The organism is Rummeliibacillus sp. SL167 (assembly GCF_007896505.1).
GTDB lineage: Bacteria > Bacillota > Bacilli > Bacillales_A > Planococcaceae > Rummeliibacillus > Rummeliibacillus suwonensis.
Map to the genome: position 1 here is coordinate 1,397,789 of NZ_VCBM01000001.1, position 16,827 is coordinate 1,414,615.

At 36.2% G+C, this 16,827-nt stretch carries 17 protein-coding genes and 1 riboswitch; of the genes, 4 read left to right on the top strand and 13 right to left on the bottom strand.

Translation table 11 applies throughout. The features are described 5' to 3' along the window. Positions 1-270: 270 nt before the first annotated feature. From FEZ13_RS06260 to FEZ13_RS06270, 3 genes are all read right to left on the bottom strand, one after another. The gene (locus FEZ13_RS06260; protein ID WP_146552763.1) at positions 271-1,176 is read right to left on the bottom strand and encodes a CobW family GTP-binding protein; all 906 of its coding nucleotides are present in this window, start codon (positions 1,174-1,176) and stop codon (positions 271-273) included. 365 nt (positions 1,177-1,541) lie between these two features. Then, positions 1,542-3,053 (bottom strand): lmo1851 family serine protease, encoded by a 1,512-nt coding sequence (locus FEZ13_RS06265; RefSeq protein WP_146549059.1) that lies wholly within the window; start codon positions 3,051-3,053, stop codon positions 1,542-1,544. Between the two features lie 246 nt (positions 3,054-3,299). Beyond that, complete coding sequence (locus FEZ13_RS06270; protein ID WP_208221570.1) at positions 3,300-3,509, bottom strand: DUF3797 domain-containing protein; 210 nt, start codon at positions 3,507-3,509, stop codon at positions 3,300-3,302. A 639-nt stretch (positions 3,510-4,148) separates the two neighbouring features. Between FEZ13_RS06270 and FEZ13_RS06275 the strand changes: the two genes are divergently transcribed. Next, positions 4,149-4,469, top strand: a complete 321-nt coding sequence (locus FEZ13_RS06275; RefSeq protein WP_146549061.1) for a DUF4183 domain-containing protein — start codon at positions 4,149-4,151, stop codon at positions 4,467-4,469. 179 nt (positions 4,470-4,648) lie between these two features. Here FEZ13_RS06275 and deoD read toward each other — a convergent pair whose 3' ends face one another. Next, positions 4,649-5,353, bottom strand: a complete 705-nt coding sequence (deoD, locus tag FEZ13_RS06280; RefSeq protein WP_146551889.1) for a purine-nucleoside phosphorylase — start codon at positions 5,351-5,353, stop codon at positions 4,649-4,651. A 76-nt stretch (positions 5,354-5,429) separates the two neighbouring features. Next, the gene (locus FEZ13_RS06285; RefSeq protein ID WP_146549063.1) at positions 5,430-5,648 is read right to left on the bottom strand and encodes a YozE family protein; all 219 of its coding nucleotides are present in this window, start codon (positions 5,646-5,648) and stop codon (positions 5,430-5,432) included. A gap of 557 nt (positions 5,649-6,205) precedes the next feature. Here FEZ13_RS06285 and FEZ13_RS06290 point away from each other — a divergent pair. The 3 genes from FEZ13_RS06290 (at position 6,206) to metC (ending at position 10,028) form a co-directional block, all read left to right on the top strand. Next, entirely contained in the window at positions 6,206-6,991 is a 786-nt protein-coding gene (locus tag FEZ13_RS06290; RefSeq protein WP_186725799.1) for an SH3 domain-containing protein, read from the top strand. Between the two features lie 557 nt (positions 6,992-7,548). Further along, positions 7,549-7,651: riboswitch (SAM riboswitch) on the top strand. 72 nt (positions 7,652-7,723) lie between these two features. Next, the gene (locus tag FEZ13_RS06295) at positions 7,724-8,857 is read left to right on the top strand and encodes a methionine biosynthesis PLP-dependent protein (RefSeq protein WP_146551891.1); all 1,134 of its coding nucleotides are present in this window, start codon (positions 7,724-7,726) and stop codon (positions 8,855-8,857) included. Continuing rightward, positions 8,841-10,028: a cystathionine beta-lyase gene (metC, locus tag FEZ13_RS06300; RefSeq protein WP_146551892.1), complete on the top strand. Its 1,188-nt coding sequence runs from the start codon at positions 8,841-8,843 to the stop codon at positions 10,026-10,028. Before FEZ13_RS06295 ends, metC begins: the two co-directional genes overlap by 17 nt. 227 nt (positions 10,029-10,255) lie before the next feature. Here metC and msrB read toward each other — a convergent pair whose 3' ends face one another. From msrB to FEZ13_RS06340, 8 genes are all read right to left on the bottom strand, one after another. Beyond that, positions 10,256-10,687 (bottom strand): peptide-methionine (R)-S-oxide reductase MsrB, encoded by a 432-nt coding sequence (gene msrB, locus FEZ13_RS06305; protein ID WP_146551893.1) that lies wholly within the window; start codon positions 10,685-10,687, stop codon positions 10,256-10,258. Position 10,688: 1 nt separating this feature from the next. Further along, positions 10,689-11,216: a peptide-methionine (S)-S-oxide reductase MsrA gene (gene msrA, locus FEZ13_RS06310; protein ID WP_146551894.1), complete on the bottom strand. Its 528-nt coding sequence runs from the start codon at positions 11,214-11,216 to the stop codon at positions 10,689-10,691. Between the two features lie 11 nt (positions 11,217-11,227). Next, positions 11,228-11,812, bottom strand: coding sequence for a YpmS family protein (locus FEZ13_RS06315; protein WP_146551895.1), 585 nt, complete (start codon positions 11,810-11,812; stop codon positions 11,228-11,230). Next, the gene (locus FEZ13_RS06320) at positions 11,805-12,620 is read right to left on the bottom strand and encodes a GDSL-type esterase/lipase family protein (RefSeq protein WP_146551896.1); all 816 of its coding nucleotides are present in this window, start codon (positions 12,618-12,620) and stop codon (positions 11,805-11,807) included. Before FEZ13_RS06320 ends, FEZ13_RS06315 begins: the two co-directional genes overlap by 8 nt. A gap of 82 nt (positions 12,621-12,702) precedes the next feature. After that, positions 12,703-13,542 (bottom strand): DegV family protein, encoded by an 840-nt coding sequence (locus tag FEZ13_RS06325; protein ID WP_146551897.1) that lies wholly within the window; start codon positions 13,540-13,542, stop codon positions 12,703-12,705. 691 nt (positions 13,543-14,233) lie between these two features. After that, positions 14,234-14,710, bottom strand: coding sequence for a dihydrofolate reductase (locus FEZ13_RS06330; protein WP_146551898.1), 477 nt, complete (start codon positions 14,708-14,710; stop codon positions 14,234-14,236). Positions 14,711-14,724: 14 nt separating this feature from the next. Further along, complete coding sequence (locus FEZ13_RS06335; protein ID WP_146551899.1) at positions 14,725-15,669, bottom strand: thymidylate synthase; 945 nt, start codon at positions 15,667-15,669, stop codon at positions 14,725-14,727. 347 nt (positions 15,670-16,016) lie between these two features. Beyond that, positions 16,017-16,760, bottom strand: a complete 744-nt coding sequence (locus FEZ13_RS06340; RefSeq protein WP_146551900.1) for a hypothetical protein — start codon at positions 16,758-16,760, stop codon at positions 16,017-16,019. Positions 16,761-16,827 lie beyond the last annotated feature (67 nt).

A 16,827-nucleotide genomic window follows, 5' to 3' on the forward strand; every position in this document is an offset into this window, starting at 1 on the left:
AGCCGAAGCATCCATTGCTCCACTTGAAACACCTACCGTTATTAGTAGGCTTAATGGTAATGCCCATTTTGTCATTTTTTTCATCTTTTGCATTCCTCCTTGTCTGCATAAAGCTTATCGTACATATCAAGAAGAAAAATGCCCAATGATTACCACTTTCTCCAAAGAGGGTCTCGTTAGGCATTATGAAAAGATTTTATTTGGAATATACTTGAAGTCTATCTGCTTATTGCTAGTTTAAAAGGGTTGACATTATCCAAATTTGAGTATCTAGTTTTGAATATCAGGCACTTTTAATTCATCTACATTCTCACCAATTATTATAAGATTTGGTTCCATATGCACATATTCTGGTAGCCATTGTGTTAATCCATATGCATATTGGAAAAGCATCGGATTTTTAATTCCTTTGATTGGAACATAACCTTTCATACGGTAGACAGAATCTGGTAAGGTACGTATCCACTCTTCAAATTGTTCTTGCGTAAAATCTGCAGCTTCCGAAAAAGTAACGAATCGAGAGCTCAAATGTAGGTGATGCCCTAAGTCAGCCTTTTGAATATCTGTAGGTCTAGCCGTTGCATGTAAGCTTTGTAGAAATTTCAAAGGCACTTTTGCATGAGTTGTTTGGATAATTTGAGCATGTGGATTTAAGCTTTGTAATTCAAATGTAGCTTTTGCACGTTCTGATTCTGTTAGTAGATCTATCTTATTAGCTAAGATCAAATGCGCGTGACGAATTTGTTCTAAAAATAGAGAGCAAGTTTGAGGCGACATTTTATCGCGTGCTAACAAGCGCTTACTATCTGCTACGGTGATAATCCCCTTAATATTAAGTTGATGCGCAAATAGAGGGGAGTATACAGCATCCAAGGCTTCCACGGGATGAGCTGCACCTGTTGTTTCAATAATCAGTACATCAAATTCAGATTCTGCTAATAAAGATTGAATCTGTGCCTCTGTTTTTTCTGCACCAGAGCAGCAAATACATCCGTTTAGCATTTCTTTTAATGGAATGCCTTCTTCAACTGCTTGCGAATCAAAATTAAGCTTTCCAAGTTCGTTCATAATAACTGCTGGCTTCAAATTTTGTTCCTTTAATTGGCGTATAATATCTACCAGCATCGTTGTTTTACCACTTCCTAAAAATCCACTAAATAAATAAACATCTTTCATCATCTTGTTGATCTCCTATAAAAAATAGATTTGAATGCGTATTGCATAGAATAAATTTCGCATAACAGAGGGTAATAATCGACCCCTTACAGTCCTTATCCTCCTGCTTCCCACTGCGTAAAAAGTTTATATACAGTTTGGAAACAATCACTCATGAGCAAAGTTTACTTGCATTTTGAAGTGAAGGATTGATTGCCTGAAAATTTGATAAAAATTGTTCTTCTATCGTTTTTCGGTATCCCTTCTATCCTTCCTGAAGGCGTGTCTATACACCCATTTTACCTGTATACCAAAAATAGCATGATAGGATTACTCCTAGCATACTATTTTTGCCTTCTGACAACTTCTCCTCTTGCTGATTGCAATTATTTCATTTCTGATTTGACGATTGCCATTGCTTTCTTCAATTGTGGGTCGTCCTTCTTAATCTTCAAGCGTAATTCTTCCATTAAAGCATAAGTGGTATCGCCTTTTAGAACACCAGTAACTTTTAACTTATGTTTTTGTTGGAATTGTTGAACAGCTAATGTTGTAGCAGCATCGTATAAACCATCGATTTTGCCAGGATTATAGCCAACTGCTTTTAACATTTTTTCTGCCACTTTCACTTGATCTGAAAGAGATCCTTCTTTTAATGTCTTATCTGTGCTGATATATGGTAATGAAGCATAGCTTGGGTAATTTACTTTGTAATCAGGTTGAATTCCCTTTTCATGGATCCAATTTCCATCAGGTGTTAGCCATTTAGCTATCGTAAATTTAAGATTTGAACCATCTGAAAGATTTTCAGCTGTTTGCATAGTACCTTTCCCAAAAGATTTTTCTCCCACTAATTTGACATTGGCAGATTCACTTAAAGCACCTGCTAAAATTTCAGAAGCGGATGCACTTCCACCATCTATTAAGACAGTTACAGGCACATTTACTTTCCGTCCATCTTTTGAAGGAAATACCTCTTTTTTACCGTTTCGATCTTCAAATTGTACAATGGGCTCGCCTGTTTTAACAAATAGGCTTGCGATATTTTCTACGACATCGACTAAACCTCCTGGATTTTGTCGAACATCAATAACAAGGCCTTTCATACCTTTACCTTCCATTTCATCTAATGCATTTAAAAGTTCTTTATAGGTGTCATTAGAGAAGCTTGTGATTTGAATATGAGCGATCTTGTCTTTTTTCATTTCCGCATATACTGTTTCAACTGGAATATCATCACGCGTAATTTTCATGGTGATTAACTTATTAGCGCCACCACGTTGAATTTGTAAAGTGACATCTGTGCCTTTTTTACCGCGAATCAATAACACGGCTTTAGAGGCTGTCATACCATCAATGTTTTTGCCATTCACTTTTTTAATAATGTCGTTTGTCTTAATCCCTGCTTTCTCTGCAGGAGAATTTTTGATAGGTGATACAACGACAATATGTCCATCTTTTTCTTGAATTTCTGCCCCGATTCCTTGGAAACTGGAAGAAATACTTTCATTGAACTCTGTTGCTTCTTTTTTATTCATATAATCTGAATAAGGGTCTCCTAGTGCGCTAATCATACCGTCCACTGCACCATTTACTAACGCATCTGTATCAAGGTCTTTGTAATAGCTTTTTGATAGTTCATCATAAGCATTAAATAATTTTTGGAACTCGGTATGAGATGGTGTTCGAACCTCTACCACTTTTTCTTCTCCAAAAGTTAAAGCAAAGATTGTGATACCTGAAGTTGCGAGAATCAAAACCATAATCATCATGATAAAAGCAAATGGTTTCATACGTATGTATTTACCCGCTGGTTTCACATCTTGGGTAGGTGCAACCTGTTGCTCTTTTTGTGATTCATCGTTTTGCTCCGGATCAACTTTTGTTTTATCATCCATCTTGTTCACCACTTTCAATCTAACAGTGTTTCAAACACTACTTATACCATAATAGCAAGAATTACGTTCTACGAAAAGAAAAAGACTGCCAAATTCTTGACAGCCTTTAGAAAATTTTCTTTTTTCTTTTATATAATGGCTTATAGCGCTATTTTTAAGCTGGTTTAAATATATGTAATGACAATGAGTAGCTTTTACAATTTTGCTTTATAGGAACATCTATCTAATTGTATTAGACTTATTCAATTAGATTTTCTCTACTTTTAATTTAACAGCCCACCCACATTTACATGTGCGTTCAAATGTTCCTAATTTACCGTTGTAATCCATTGATCCAACATTTTTGTTGCTTCCGATATGTTCGCTTCCACACCCTGGGCAAGTTCCATAATCATCCACAAGTTTACTGACCAAGTTCAGACTGTTGTATATTTCATCCTTATATTTAAAACTCAAAATCCCTCTCCTTTTTATTTAATCATTTGTATTCACTCACCCTTTTAGGATATTCAAACATTGGAAGACTGTGCATGTACATGCATTCATATTTGATTGATATGATTGCTAGACAAAAAGCTGTACAAAATAAAAAACAACTACACAATTAAGAATAACCGTTACAAATATTTATCTATGGTTGAATTATGCACCTCAAGATAATGCTTTGTTATACATTCGAGTGATTTATGGTCACTCTGCTTCGCTATAGTAGCAATCTCTACTCCTGCTTTAGGCATAGCTGTAATTTGTGTTTTTCTCAACGTATAAGAGGCAAATCCAAACCATATATGAATAGTGGTGTTTCTATACGCAACATCACTGATTTTAACACTTGTGTAGTTATCATGTTTATCTAACTTACCTACACATATGAAAATTATTTTGAAGTTGTTGCTTCATCTGTTAATAGGCAGTCTAAGACCGTTAAGACAGATGACTCTCCCCATTTTTATAGATTAAATTGGATAATCAACACGCCTGATATTTTATTCAATAAAGATTCATGGTGAATTTCATCGAATAAACTGAGCATTTTGCCCATCTTCCAAAATCAATATTGCATTAACTGATACTAGGAAGATAGGAGGTGGGCATATGGCACTAAGTCTGATTAATATTCATGTAAATGTATCTGCTAATTCTACAAGATTTTTCAACGTACTAGCAGCTCCTCTAAGTGTTACTGATGGAACGACAGTCCCTGCAACAGCGTTTCTAGATGACAGCGGCACAGCGGCAACAGCATTCCCTACGGTATTAAACGGGTATTATAACCTTTACTTAAATGGTGTACTTCAGGAAGGTGGTACTTATACAATTTCAGCTACAGAATTGACTTTTAATGATGTTACAGCAACAATCGCAGCTGGAACACCATTAGTTGTTGAAGTCGTTGAACTTTCAACAGTTATTTAATGACTCATTTATTTTATTTAAGTAACTCTGAAGATACTTTATGTAAAGAAATTAGGACAAAGCCTTATCAAAATGAATAAACCGTATGAAATCAAATTTGCAAAACTTGTTTTCATACGGCTTTATTTTTAAGCCTTATACTAAGATCGATTCTCTTTTAACTTATGTCTTTGCTACAACTACTCTTGAATAGCTGCCTCTAAAGCCACCACAATCATATCGTTAAACGTAGTTTGGCGTTCTTTTGAAGTTGTTGCTTCACCTGTTAATAGGTGGTCGGAGACAGTTAAGACAGATAAGGCTTGGCGATTGAATTTAGCCGCTAACGTATAAAGTGCCGCTGTTTCCATTTCAACAGCGAGTACACCATAATCCGCTAATTTTTCATTTTGGTTATCTTCCCCGTAGAATAAATCAGCTGTATAGACGTTCCCCACTTGTAAATTAAGCCCCGCTGCTTCTCCAGCTTTATAAGCTTTTAATAGTAAATCAAAATCTGCTGTTGGAGCGAAGTCAATTCCTTTGAAGATAATCTCATTCATCTTTGAATCGGTTGTTGCTGATTGGGCAAGGATAACATCACGAACACGAACGTCACGTTTCAATGCACCACAAGTACCTACACGTATTAACTTTTTACACCCATATTCTTGCATCAGCTCAGTTGTGTAAATAGCGATGGAAGGCACACCCATACCTGTTCCTTGTACGGAGATACGATTTCCTTTATATGTACCTGTAAAACCAAACATATTGCGTACTTCGTTATATTGAGTGACATCTTCTAAAAATGTTTCCGCAATATACTTTGCACGCAATGGATCTCCTGGTAATAATACAGTTTCGGCGATGTCGCCTTGTTTAGCATCGATATGAATGCTCATATTCTTTCCCCATTTCCATTCAAAATTTTTATCCACTTGTCCTATTGTACCAACAAAGTCAGACCTCTGACAATTATTACTTTTCGTATTTTTCTTCGTATTTTTGCCAAAGCTCATCGAATACAACGGCACTCAACTCGTGATCGGCTTTTTCCTCTACATACCTTGAAATTATTTGGAAATCCTCTTCTTGTTTTGGAAAACTATGATCATGAAAAGCCGCTTCCGCAAAAGCCGCCTTTTCGTCTTTTCCACCTCTATACGTTAATACAAAATGATAAAATGATGGTTTCATATTGATCCTACCCTTTTCATTATATAGTACATTCTAATCGTTGTAACAGAAAACAATAGCTAATAATTGTCCAATGCTTCTCATTTTTTAAACAATTATACCACGATAGATCCTATAAGTTCTTTGTTATTATCACTCTCTCACAAAACAGACCTTCTCACAATGATGGATTTTCATCCTCCACAAAGTATTCGTAAAACCAATCAGGCTTTTACAGGAAGTTGACCACACTACCCTCTTGTTTTTTACTGAAGTCTTTGAATCACAGGATTTTTCTGACCGTTACTGTGAAGTAAAAAAGATTGATTTGTTGAATAGCATTAGGCTATTGAAAAAACATTCCATCGAATCCTGATGAAAATCCCCCCTAGGAATGGATAATTTATAAGCTTAAGTTGGTAGAAATTTTAGTATCTCTCCAAAGTTTTCTTATTTTTTTGATACGGGCAACCTTCCTACTGCTGCATCGTTCTATAAAACGGTTGCAAAATGATATTAATATAGAATTATAGGCATCACTTACTAAGCTTTATCATACATATGAGGAGATGGTACAAATGAAAATAGTAAAGGTTTTACTATCTTTCATGGTCACATTTGGAACTTTGACTTTCTTTATTTTTTCAACCAATAGTGACGCAGCAACAACAAATACAGTAAAGGCAAAAGTAGCAAATAGCGTATACGTTCACCTGGAGCCTTCAGCTAATGCGAAAAGAATCGGTACGCTTTGGAAAGGCGATAAAGTCGTTGTATATAGCCAATCCAAAACAGGTTGGGCTAAAATTAAGTTTCATAAAAAAACAGCTTATGTATATTCGTCATACTTAATATTCAGCCCAAAAACATCTTCACCTAAAAATTCAGATAATAAAACAAACACTCCAAAACAGAATACTGGCCAAAAAACATCCTATCGTCCGGTAACGACGAATATCTACTACTATATTGAAAATGGTCAAAAAGGTAAAATGTTTTCTAGTAACAAACGTAATTCAACAGGTTGGACCTATTGGTACAAAAAAACAAGTACTGCCCCAAAACAAATCATTTTAATTCGTGAATCTTCTAATGGTTTAGATTACAAATTTGCGAAAATCGGTACTGTTCGTCAAATCATTTATCCTTTTACAAAAAATCAAGTATTTAAAACAAACCACAAAAGTTACAAAGTCGTTTCTATTTCAAATAAATTCACCGTAAAAGCAGGTACATTTAAATCTGTTGTTGGCATTAAAGGAGCTGATGGCTCGATCACTTATTACGCTCCAAATGCTGGGGCAATCAAAATAGTAAAAAACAAAAAAGTCATTTATGAAGTTACAAAAATTATATCTAAATAAATCAATTTCATAAATCATTTTCTTCTTAAAAAATACGAACATTTAAGAATAACTAATTTTGATAATTGTGTAGCGGAAGACGGCGACTCCTCGATTAGGCTTGCGCATTTCCTTCGTGCGGTGTAAGTTCAGGGAGGCTTATTCAAAGTCCTACGGGAAAAGCTTGAGCTGAAAGCCCCGCAGGAACAATTTAAGGGACAAAGCCTAAGTTCGCCACATCCTGTGGCAACGGCTTTGGGGTCAACATCGTGTCGACCCGAGGAGATTGAAGCCAAGCCCGTGGAAAGCGCCGTCTGGAGTGGAACAAAAACTTCTGAACATTAATGTTCATGCTGATTAGAAATGTTCGTGTTTTTCATCTAGATTTTGCATTATGAAATTGATTCAAATAATTAAAAAAGAACAAAAAAATTTTTTAGTAACTTTTTTATCATTTAAAACAGAAAGCTCTCACCACTAAAAAATTAGGACTCTAAATTTTTAATTACCCTATTGCATAGTTTTTCCTAAAGTGTTACTATTTCATTAATTCATTTTTTCTAACAATTGAATATTGTTTCTTATCCAGAGAGATGGAGGGACTTGGCCCTGTGAAATCTCAGCAACCACCGTTTTTGGTAAGGTGCTAATTCCAGTAGACGTATGTCTAGCAGATAAGAAGATTGACTTTGTATATTTAAGGTCCTCTTCTTAAGAGGACCTTTTTATTTTATAATAAAAAGGATGATGAACATGTCTAATAATCATATTTCCACTTGTTTAGCTCAAATCGGCACAAACACAGATCCTCTAACAGGATCCATCAATACCCCTATCTATCTTTCGACTGCATATCGTCACGCGGGACTTGATCAATCAACTGGTTATGACTATACAAGGTCCAAAAATCCAACTCGATTCGTTTTAGAAGAAGGAGTTGCAAAATTAGAAAATGGAGATGCAGGATTTGCCTGTAGTAGCGGGATGGCCGCTATTCAATTAGTACTATCCCTTTTCAAAACAGGTGATGAAATTATCTATTCAGATGACATCTATGGCGGTACTTACCGACTCGCAAGACAGTATGAAAACCAATATAAGATCAAGGCTCATTTTTCTCCATTCCAATCAATAGAAGAAGTTGAAACAATTGTTAATGAAAATACGAAAGCACTATTTATCGAATCACCTACCAACCCATTAATGCAAGAAGTGGATATCGCACAATTTGCAGAGTTTGCGAAAAAACATCATTTATTACTCATAGTGGATAACACCTTTTTGACCCCTTACTATCAACGTCCAATTGAACTCGGTGCAGATATTGTCGTGCATAGTGCCACAAAATATATCGGTGGACATAATGATGTGCTTGCTGGTCTTGTTATAGCAAAGGGAGAAGAACTCTCTGAAAGATTGCTATATAACCACAATGCATCCGGTGCAACATTGGCACCCATTGATAGTTGGCTGTTGCTCCGAGGATTAAAAACCTTACATGTTCGCATGAAACAACATACAGAAAACGCCCAAAAAATCGTTGCATACTTAGAACAAGAACCTTTAGTAAAGGATGTCCTTTATGCAGGATTAGGAGGTATGGTTTCTTTCCGCTTACAACGTTCGGAATGGGTCCCTTCTTTCCTTGAAAATTTACAGTTAATCGCATTTGCCGAAAGTCTGGGTGGTATTGAAAGCTTTATCACTTATCCTGCCACTCAAACGCATGCAGATATCCCTGAAGAAGAACGAATTGCCCGCGGAGTTGACAATTCATTGTTACGCTTTTCAGTTGGAATTGAAGAAGCTGAAGATTTAATCGCTGATTTGCAACGTGTGTTTGCTATTGTTAAAGAAGAGGTGTCCGTCCATGAGTCAACAAAATAAACAATCCATTGAAACAAACCTAATTACTGCTTCCACAAGAGGCGATTATGAACAAAAGACCGGAGCTGTCAATGTTCCTATTTATCTTTCTTCTACATTTGATCAAAAACATTTCGATTCTTTTGGGCCATATGATTATAGTCGCTCAGGAAATCCGACTCGCGATGCGCTAGAAAAAACAATTGCTGAACTAGAGGGAGGAACAAGAGGTTTTGCCTTTTCTTCAGGCATTGCAGCGATCTCCTCTGCCCTGCTTACTTTAAATGCTGGTGATCACCTCGTCGTAACGAATGAAGTGTATGGTGGTACTTATCGATTGGTAACACAAGTATTAACAAAATATGGTATATCTCATACGTTTGCAGATTTTACAAATCTACAAGAAGTGGAAGCCGCTATTCAACCGAATACTAAGATTTTATATGCTGAAACTCCTGCCAATCCACTTCTTGGTATTACAGATATTCGGGGAATTGTTTCGATTGCTAAAAGACATGGCTTGTTAACTTTTGTCGATAATACCTTTATGACCCCACTTTATCAACGACCTCTTGACCTAGGTGTCGATGTAGTATTGCATAGTGCAACAAAATTTTTGGGTGGTCATAGTGATATTATTGCTGGATTAGTTGTCACAAAAGATGAGGAACTTGGAAAACAAATTTATTTTATGCAAAATTCAATGGGGGCTATTTTGGGGGCTCAAGATTCATTTTCTTTAATACAAGGAATAAAAACACTGAATGCTCGTCTAACCCAGTCATCTCAATCAGCCATGAAGATCGCTTCTTATCTCGATCAACATGAACTGGTAGAAGAAGTTCATTATCCTGGATTGCCTCATCATCCAGGCTATGAAGTCCATGCAAGTCAGGCATCAAATGCGGGTGCTGTGTTATCCTTTACACTGCCCAATCGTGAACTAACCAAAGCTTTTGTCGAACATGTACAAATCCCTATTTTTGCCGTTAGTCTAGGCGGTGTTGAATCTATTCTTTCATATCCTGTAACCATGAGTCATGCAGCGATTCCAAAAGAAGAACGTGATAAACGAGGAATTACAGATGGTCTTCTTCGCTTTTCAGTTGGTTTAGAAAATGTGGATGACTTAATCGCTGATTTTGAACAAGCTTTCCAAGCAGCAAAAAAGATTGCCGTAGTTTCAAAATAAAGAAAAGACTTATAAAAAAAGACTGTTATATGGATTGTTGTTTTTTAACCATATGATAATAGCAGTAAAAAGTGACGACTCCTCCAAAAATGCATTTCGCATGTTTGAGGAGTCGCTGTTTTTTGCTTTATCATCTATTAAATGGAGATACTATACAAGACGCAGTATCCATGTTATTTTGAACGTAGATGTCTTCTGCTAAATCAAGATAAATAAGTTACTCAACTTTACTTTTCAAAAAGTTTCTCGAATTCCGCATAGCCTTCCTCTGCTAGTTTATTTTTGGGAATGAACCGTAACGCAGCAGAATTAATACAGTAACGCAAGCCACCTGTTTCAATCGGACCATCTGGAAAAACATGACCGAGGTGAGAATCCGCTTCCTTACTACGCACTTCAATCCTTAGCATACCAAAACTTGTATCCTTATGCTCTGTAATGCACACATTTTCTACAGGTTTCGTAAATGCTGGCCAGCCACAACCTGATTGAAATTTATCCTTTGAAGAAAATAGTGGTTCCCCTGATACAATATCTACATATAATCCATCCTCAAAATGATCATCAAATTCATTTTGAAATGGAGGCTCCGTTCCCTTTTCTTGAGTTACATGATATTGCATTGGTGTTAGTTGTTTCAATCTGTTTTCCTTCTTCATATCAATGAGACCCCCAATGTTCCTTTTGAAATGCAGTGCGTCCTGAGCCGATGGAATAGAGCTCATAGTGCATCGGATTTTTTTTATAATAATACTGATGATAATCCTCAGCTGGATAAAATGGCTTTGCTTCTAAGATTTTGGTTGCAATTGGGAGTTTGAATTTTCCTGATTCCTCCAATGCCCTCTTTGAATTTTCTGCAATCTTCTTTTGTTTCTCATTATGATAAAAAATAGCCGTCATATAAGATCTACCACGATCATGGAATTGACCACCTGCGTCAGTCGGATCGATTAAAGTCCAAAAGGTTTCAACTAGCTTTTCATAAGGAAAAACTTCTGGGTCATATGTGATTTGAACCGCCTCAAAATGACCAGTCAAATCAGAACAAACTTGTTGATAGCTTGGATTTTCTACATATCCACCTGTATATCCAGAAATAACAGACTCAATACCTGGTTGCTCATCAAATGGTTTGACCATACACCAAAAACACCCACCAGCAAATGTTGCTTTTTCTGTCGCCATGCGAAGACCTCCTATTTTTTAGGAATTACTACATCCAGTATAATGCGATTTTCCTTCAAATTGAATTCTTTTGCTTGTACATTGCCTTCTAAACCATCACTTAGCGGAATATCCATTTCTGTTAAGTTTAAATAGATTTGTTCCTCTTTCGGTTGAATCACCATCCAACTTGGCAAGTCAACGGAATCCTTTAATAACTTTAAGGCTGTCGCAGGAGGAATATCGAGCATGCCCACTTCAACCGTTTTTTGTTTCAATAGTAAGTTGCCTTCTTCAATCGTAGGTTCAAATGTCATGACAATTGGTAAATCCATATCGAAAACTGGCAACGTCCCACTCAATATGACATCTTCTTCATTGATATACATCTTGACCGGAATCTTAGAACCCTTCATAGAACTGGATATAAGACGATTCGCAATATTTTCGAAGTCATCGGAAGTTGTTTGAACTTGTAAATGACTGCCTTCAGGAAGTTTGCTTGCAGTTGGAGTTGGTGTCCCCGGAACTGGTCTTGTTAATAAAAATACAATAGAAACAATCACTACTACCACAAGTGTAGCGAGGAGTATAAATGCTACTTTCCATCTATTCATCAAAAGACTCCTCCTTAAAATCGAATTGACCTTGTGATAATTTGTTCAGATCATATTCACGTAATGTTTGAATAATTCGTGCTGTCATTAAATCATACCCTTTTGCATTCGGGTGAAAAAAGTCTGTATGATAGACAAGATTATCATTCGAATCGAACAAATCCTCAATATTAACAAATGCCGCGTGTGCATCGTTATTAGCAAAACTTCGAATGTCCGAATTCCATTCTGCTATAATCGTATTCATATCCGATTCTTCTTTCGTAAAGATGGATAAAGGATTATAAACACCTATTAACAAAATAGGGGCATTGGCATTCCGTTCGCGGATCAGAGACAGGATGGTTTCATATCTTTGTTGAAATTCAGGTCTTTTTTTATCAAAGGCTTGTTTATTCAGTTCTGTAATATTGGAACGAACAATCTTCATTAAATCGTTGCCGCCAATAGTTAATGTAATAAAATCTGCTTTTTCAAGCGCATCATCAATTTTCCCTGATTGGATTTGATCGATCAATTGTTCACTTCTTCGACCTCTTTTGGCTGTATTTGTAACAGTTACAGTCTTCACACCTTGCCATGATTCCATGTCTTTTTCTAAACGTCCAACATATCCTTGTTTGCCTTGTTCATCTCCAACTCCTTGCGTTAAAGAATCCCCTAATGCAACATATTGGATATCTTTCGGCTTGATCATTTTCGTAACGGCTATTTTTTTACTTGCATCTTTAGAACTGCCCATACTATCCGTAATCTCACACGCGGATAAAATCAATATAGATAACATTAGTATTATCCATTTTTTCAATTTCATTTCTTCCTTTCATGTCGACCTTGTCGCTCAGAATGAAAGAAAGCAGGGAATGGTCATAACTCCCTGCCGCCTATAATTAGTCTGTATAATATGAAAAACCAATTGCTCCTGCTCCTGTGTGTGTGCTAATAATTGGCGACGTATAGCCAAATTTTACATCATGATAGCCTGACTCTTCAATCAATGCTTTTAATGGTTCAAGCATATGAAGACCATTTGCATGGGCTATCCCCACACCTTTAACCTTTTTTCCATGGGTTTCTTCTTGGAATCGCTTAAACAAATATTTGACAACTTGTTTATGGCTGCGTACTTTTGCAACAGGATTATATGCTCCACCTTCAAGTGAAGCAATCGGTTTAATATTCAACAATGAACCTACTAAACCGGTCCCCTTACCTATACGGCCACCTTTAATTAAGTTTTTCAATGTATCTACAACTACTAATAAATTTGTATTTGAACGTACATGATCGACTCTTTTCAAAATTTCTTCCATCGTCTTACCTTCCTCAGCCATTGTCGCGGCTTCTAACACCTGAAAGCCAAGAGCATAGGAAATAAAGCGAGAATCCACTACGACAACTTTTGTATCTGACATCATAGCTGCTGCTTCAGCAGATTTTACTGTACCGCTCATACCACCAGTCATTGTGATGACCAATACTTCATCTCCATTACTACCTAATTCATCAAATAGTTCTTTAAATACGCCTACTGCTGGCTGAGAACTTTTAGGTAGTTCAGATATATTAGCCATCTTCTCAAGAAATTCAGCAGGACCAATATCCACACCATCGATGTATGTTTGGTCATCAATTTGAATAGTTAATGGTACTATATGGATATGGTACTTTTCAATCTCTTCTTTTGTTAATTCACCGGTCGAATCAGTCACAATATGAATTCGTCCCACATTGACACATCCTTCAATAGATTCGTTTCATGATAAAATGATATTGCTATATAGTAAACTAAAAGTCTATTATATTTGAAAGCCTTATCATTTATTTTACTAATGAATCTCTCTTTCAGCATGTGACATTTGTCAATTGTTTTGTGGATATTAAGAAATAGTAAAGAAATCGATTACAGAAATTCACTATATTGGAATACTTTTCGACTTATATCCATTAGAAAAAGAATTCACTCTCTATATACTATGCAGTTATTGAAAAAAAACACGTTTTGACGTATTTTCATCAATAAAGTGAAACTTCACACGAATGAAGGTTTTCCTCATCACACCCTGTACACAAGTTAGAATCATCCAGCTTTTCCATGTAATCGATTCCCCAACCTATCCCTTGCTTTTTCTAGAATCTTAATACAAAGTGTTGACCACACTCATTAACATAAGATTAAAACGGCTTCGATCATATGATAAAGTGAAGCTTCCATCAGTGGGGTTCTTCATCCCCCACTGAAATAGAGGAACGGAAGTGAAAAGCGCCACGTCCTGTGGCAATACCTGAGGGACCAACATCTTGTCCGCCCGAACCAATCGGACGCATGCGGCAGTTGTTCCCCCACCTATCTTTCTCGTTTCTCTCTAAACCTTGAGGTGAATGTCTTACTACCCGTTAATGCGGGATAAATCTATTATACTATTTTTGATAGATTAAATAAGAAAATTTTATACCTTCTTTTGTTTCATGCTCTTCTGATTCAGATACGGTCTTCCATTCATCGCTTATTTCGGGAAAAAAGGTATCTCCTTGAAATGCATGTTGAATCTTTGTCACATACAAAACATCTGCGATTGGAAGAGCTAATCGGAAAATCTGCTCTCCCCCTATAATCATGATCTCTTTTTCTTCCTTTTTAGCGACATCTAGAGCCTCTTCAAAAGAATGTACGACTATAACTCCTTCAGCCTTGTAATTCAAATCTCTTGTGATCACAATATTCGTTCTTCCAGGTAAAGCCTTTCCAATCGACTCAAATGTTTTGCGCCCCATAATCATTGGCTTTCCCATCGTAGTCTTTTTGAAATAAGCTAAATCACCTGGTAAATGCCAGGGCATCTTATTGTTATAACCCATTACACGGTTGTCATCAAACGCAACGATCAATGAAATCATCCTTTTAAACCTCCTCACACAGAAATTGGTGCTGCAATACGCGGATAAGGATCATATCCCTCAATTGTCAAATCCGCCATTTCATAATCAAAAATCGAATCCTTATTTGTTTTAATCACTAGTTTAGGTAATGCCTTCGGTGTACGGGATAATTGCTCTTCCACTTGAGCTAAGTGATTTTTATAAATATGCGCATCTCCTAAAGTATGCACAAAATCTCCTACCTCTAATTTGCATTCTTTAGCGATTAAATGTGTCAGCAATGCATAGGATGCAATATTAAAAGGAACTCCAAGAAAAACATCTGCACTGCGCTGATACAATTGACAAGACAATTTACCATCCGCAACATAAAATTGGAAAAGCGAATGGCATGGTGGTAAAGCCATGTCATCCACTTCAGCAGGATTCCATGCAGACACAATATGGCGTCTTGAATTCGGATTTTTTTTAATGGATTCAATCACATTTCGAAGCTGGTCGATTGTTCCACCTTTCACATCAGGCCATGAACGCCACTGCTTTCCATAAACCGGCCCAAGATCGCCAAATTTCTTTGCAAATACTTCATCTTCCAAAATGCGTTTTTGGAAAACTTGCATTTGCTCGTCATATTGTTCTTTAAATAGTTGATCCTGTAATACGCGATGGCCAAAATCTGTCATATCTGGTCCTTTATAATCTTCACTTTTTACCCATTTTTCAAAAGCCCATTCATCCCAAATATGATTATTTTGTGCAATCAACGTGCGTACATTCGTATCCCCTTTTATAAACCATAATAATTCTGTCGCTATTAAACGAAATGCAATCTTTTTCGTTGTCATCAATGGGAAACCTTCTTGCAAATTGAATCTCATCTGATAGCCAAAAACACTCCATGTCCCCGTTCCTGTACGGTCTCCCTTATCATTGCCATTTTCTAAAATATGACGGCAAAGTTCTAAGTATTGTTTCATCGACAAAGCCTCCCATTACATACTATTTTTAATGATAACATTGACGATAATAGTCGTAAATTATGAATTTCAATTTTACCAATAAAATGAGAAGGAGCTTATTTTAGACAATACATAAAACTTATATGGAAGCAGGTGTGTTGATTTGGAGTTTATAATAAAGAATATTTCTTATTTAGGCTCATATATTCACCCTAATTTTTTCTAATTAACAGGGCTGATATGGAAAAAATAATTATTGAAAATATGATTGTTGAAATAGTAGCTATTTATTGCCTAAAAAGGGTGTACCCATAATAATTAGGCACACCCTCACTTACCATTTTCAAAAATTTCTATACTTTGATTCATGATAGATTTTCAAACAGCTCTCTATTTTCTGAATCAGAACTTTGTGAATCAGAATCGAAAGAATCTCCATTATCTTTATTTTCCAAATTATCTTGAGAATTATTTGTCCTATTTTCCTGAATAGATTGAAGATTATTGCTTATTTTTTCTTGAATAGATTGAAGATTTTCTGCTAAATCGCTCAATTTTTGCTGCTTATGTTCTACATTCACGCCTCGGCTTACATCAACTGCAATTTCCGATTCCATTACCCTTTTTTGTCCTTCTAGCTTATTTGCAAGTCCATGTAACATATCAACTTGATCTAATGACATGGCTTGAGTCAATAATTTTTCCTCATCGCTTTTTGGAGTCTGCTCATCTTTATCCTTATCTAGTCCCAATGCATCACTACGAGTTTCCGCTTGTTTTTCGGCAATTTGAGAATCAATATCCGCAATTTGCTTTTCATAATCCTTCAGTTGTTCTTTAATACTCGATAAATCGCCACCTGAATCAAGCGTATTTTGCATCAAATCACTTTTTTGTTCCATCAATGCTTCACGCTGCTTCATTAAACTTTCAACCATCGAATCTTGCCTTCCCTGTTGCATATTGCCAAATAACTGACGTGCTTGTCCGCTAATCGTCACAGTATCTTTAAAAATGCTACTTTTGGAAAATATACTTTGAGACAATGTTTTTGAAGTTGCCGCTACACCAATCGTATGAATTGTAGCATCCTGCATAGATATTCTCATTAAAATCACCTCCGTGTAATATTATCGTCTAGAAATGAACGATCTTTAAAAACTACTTTCCATAACC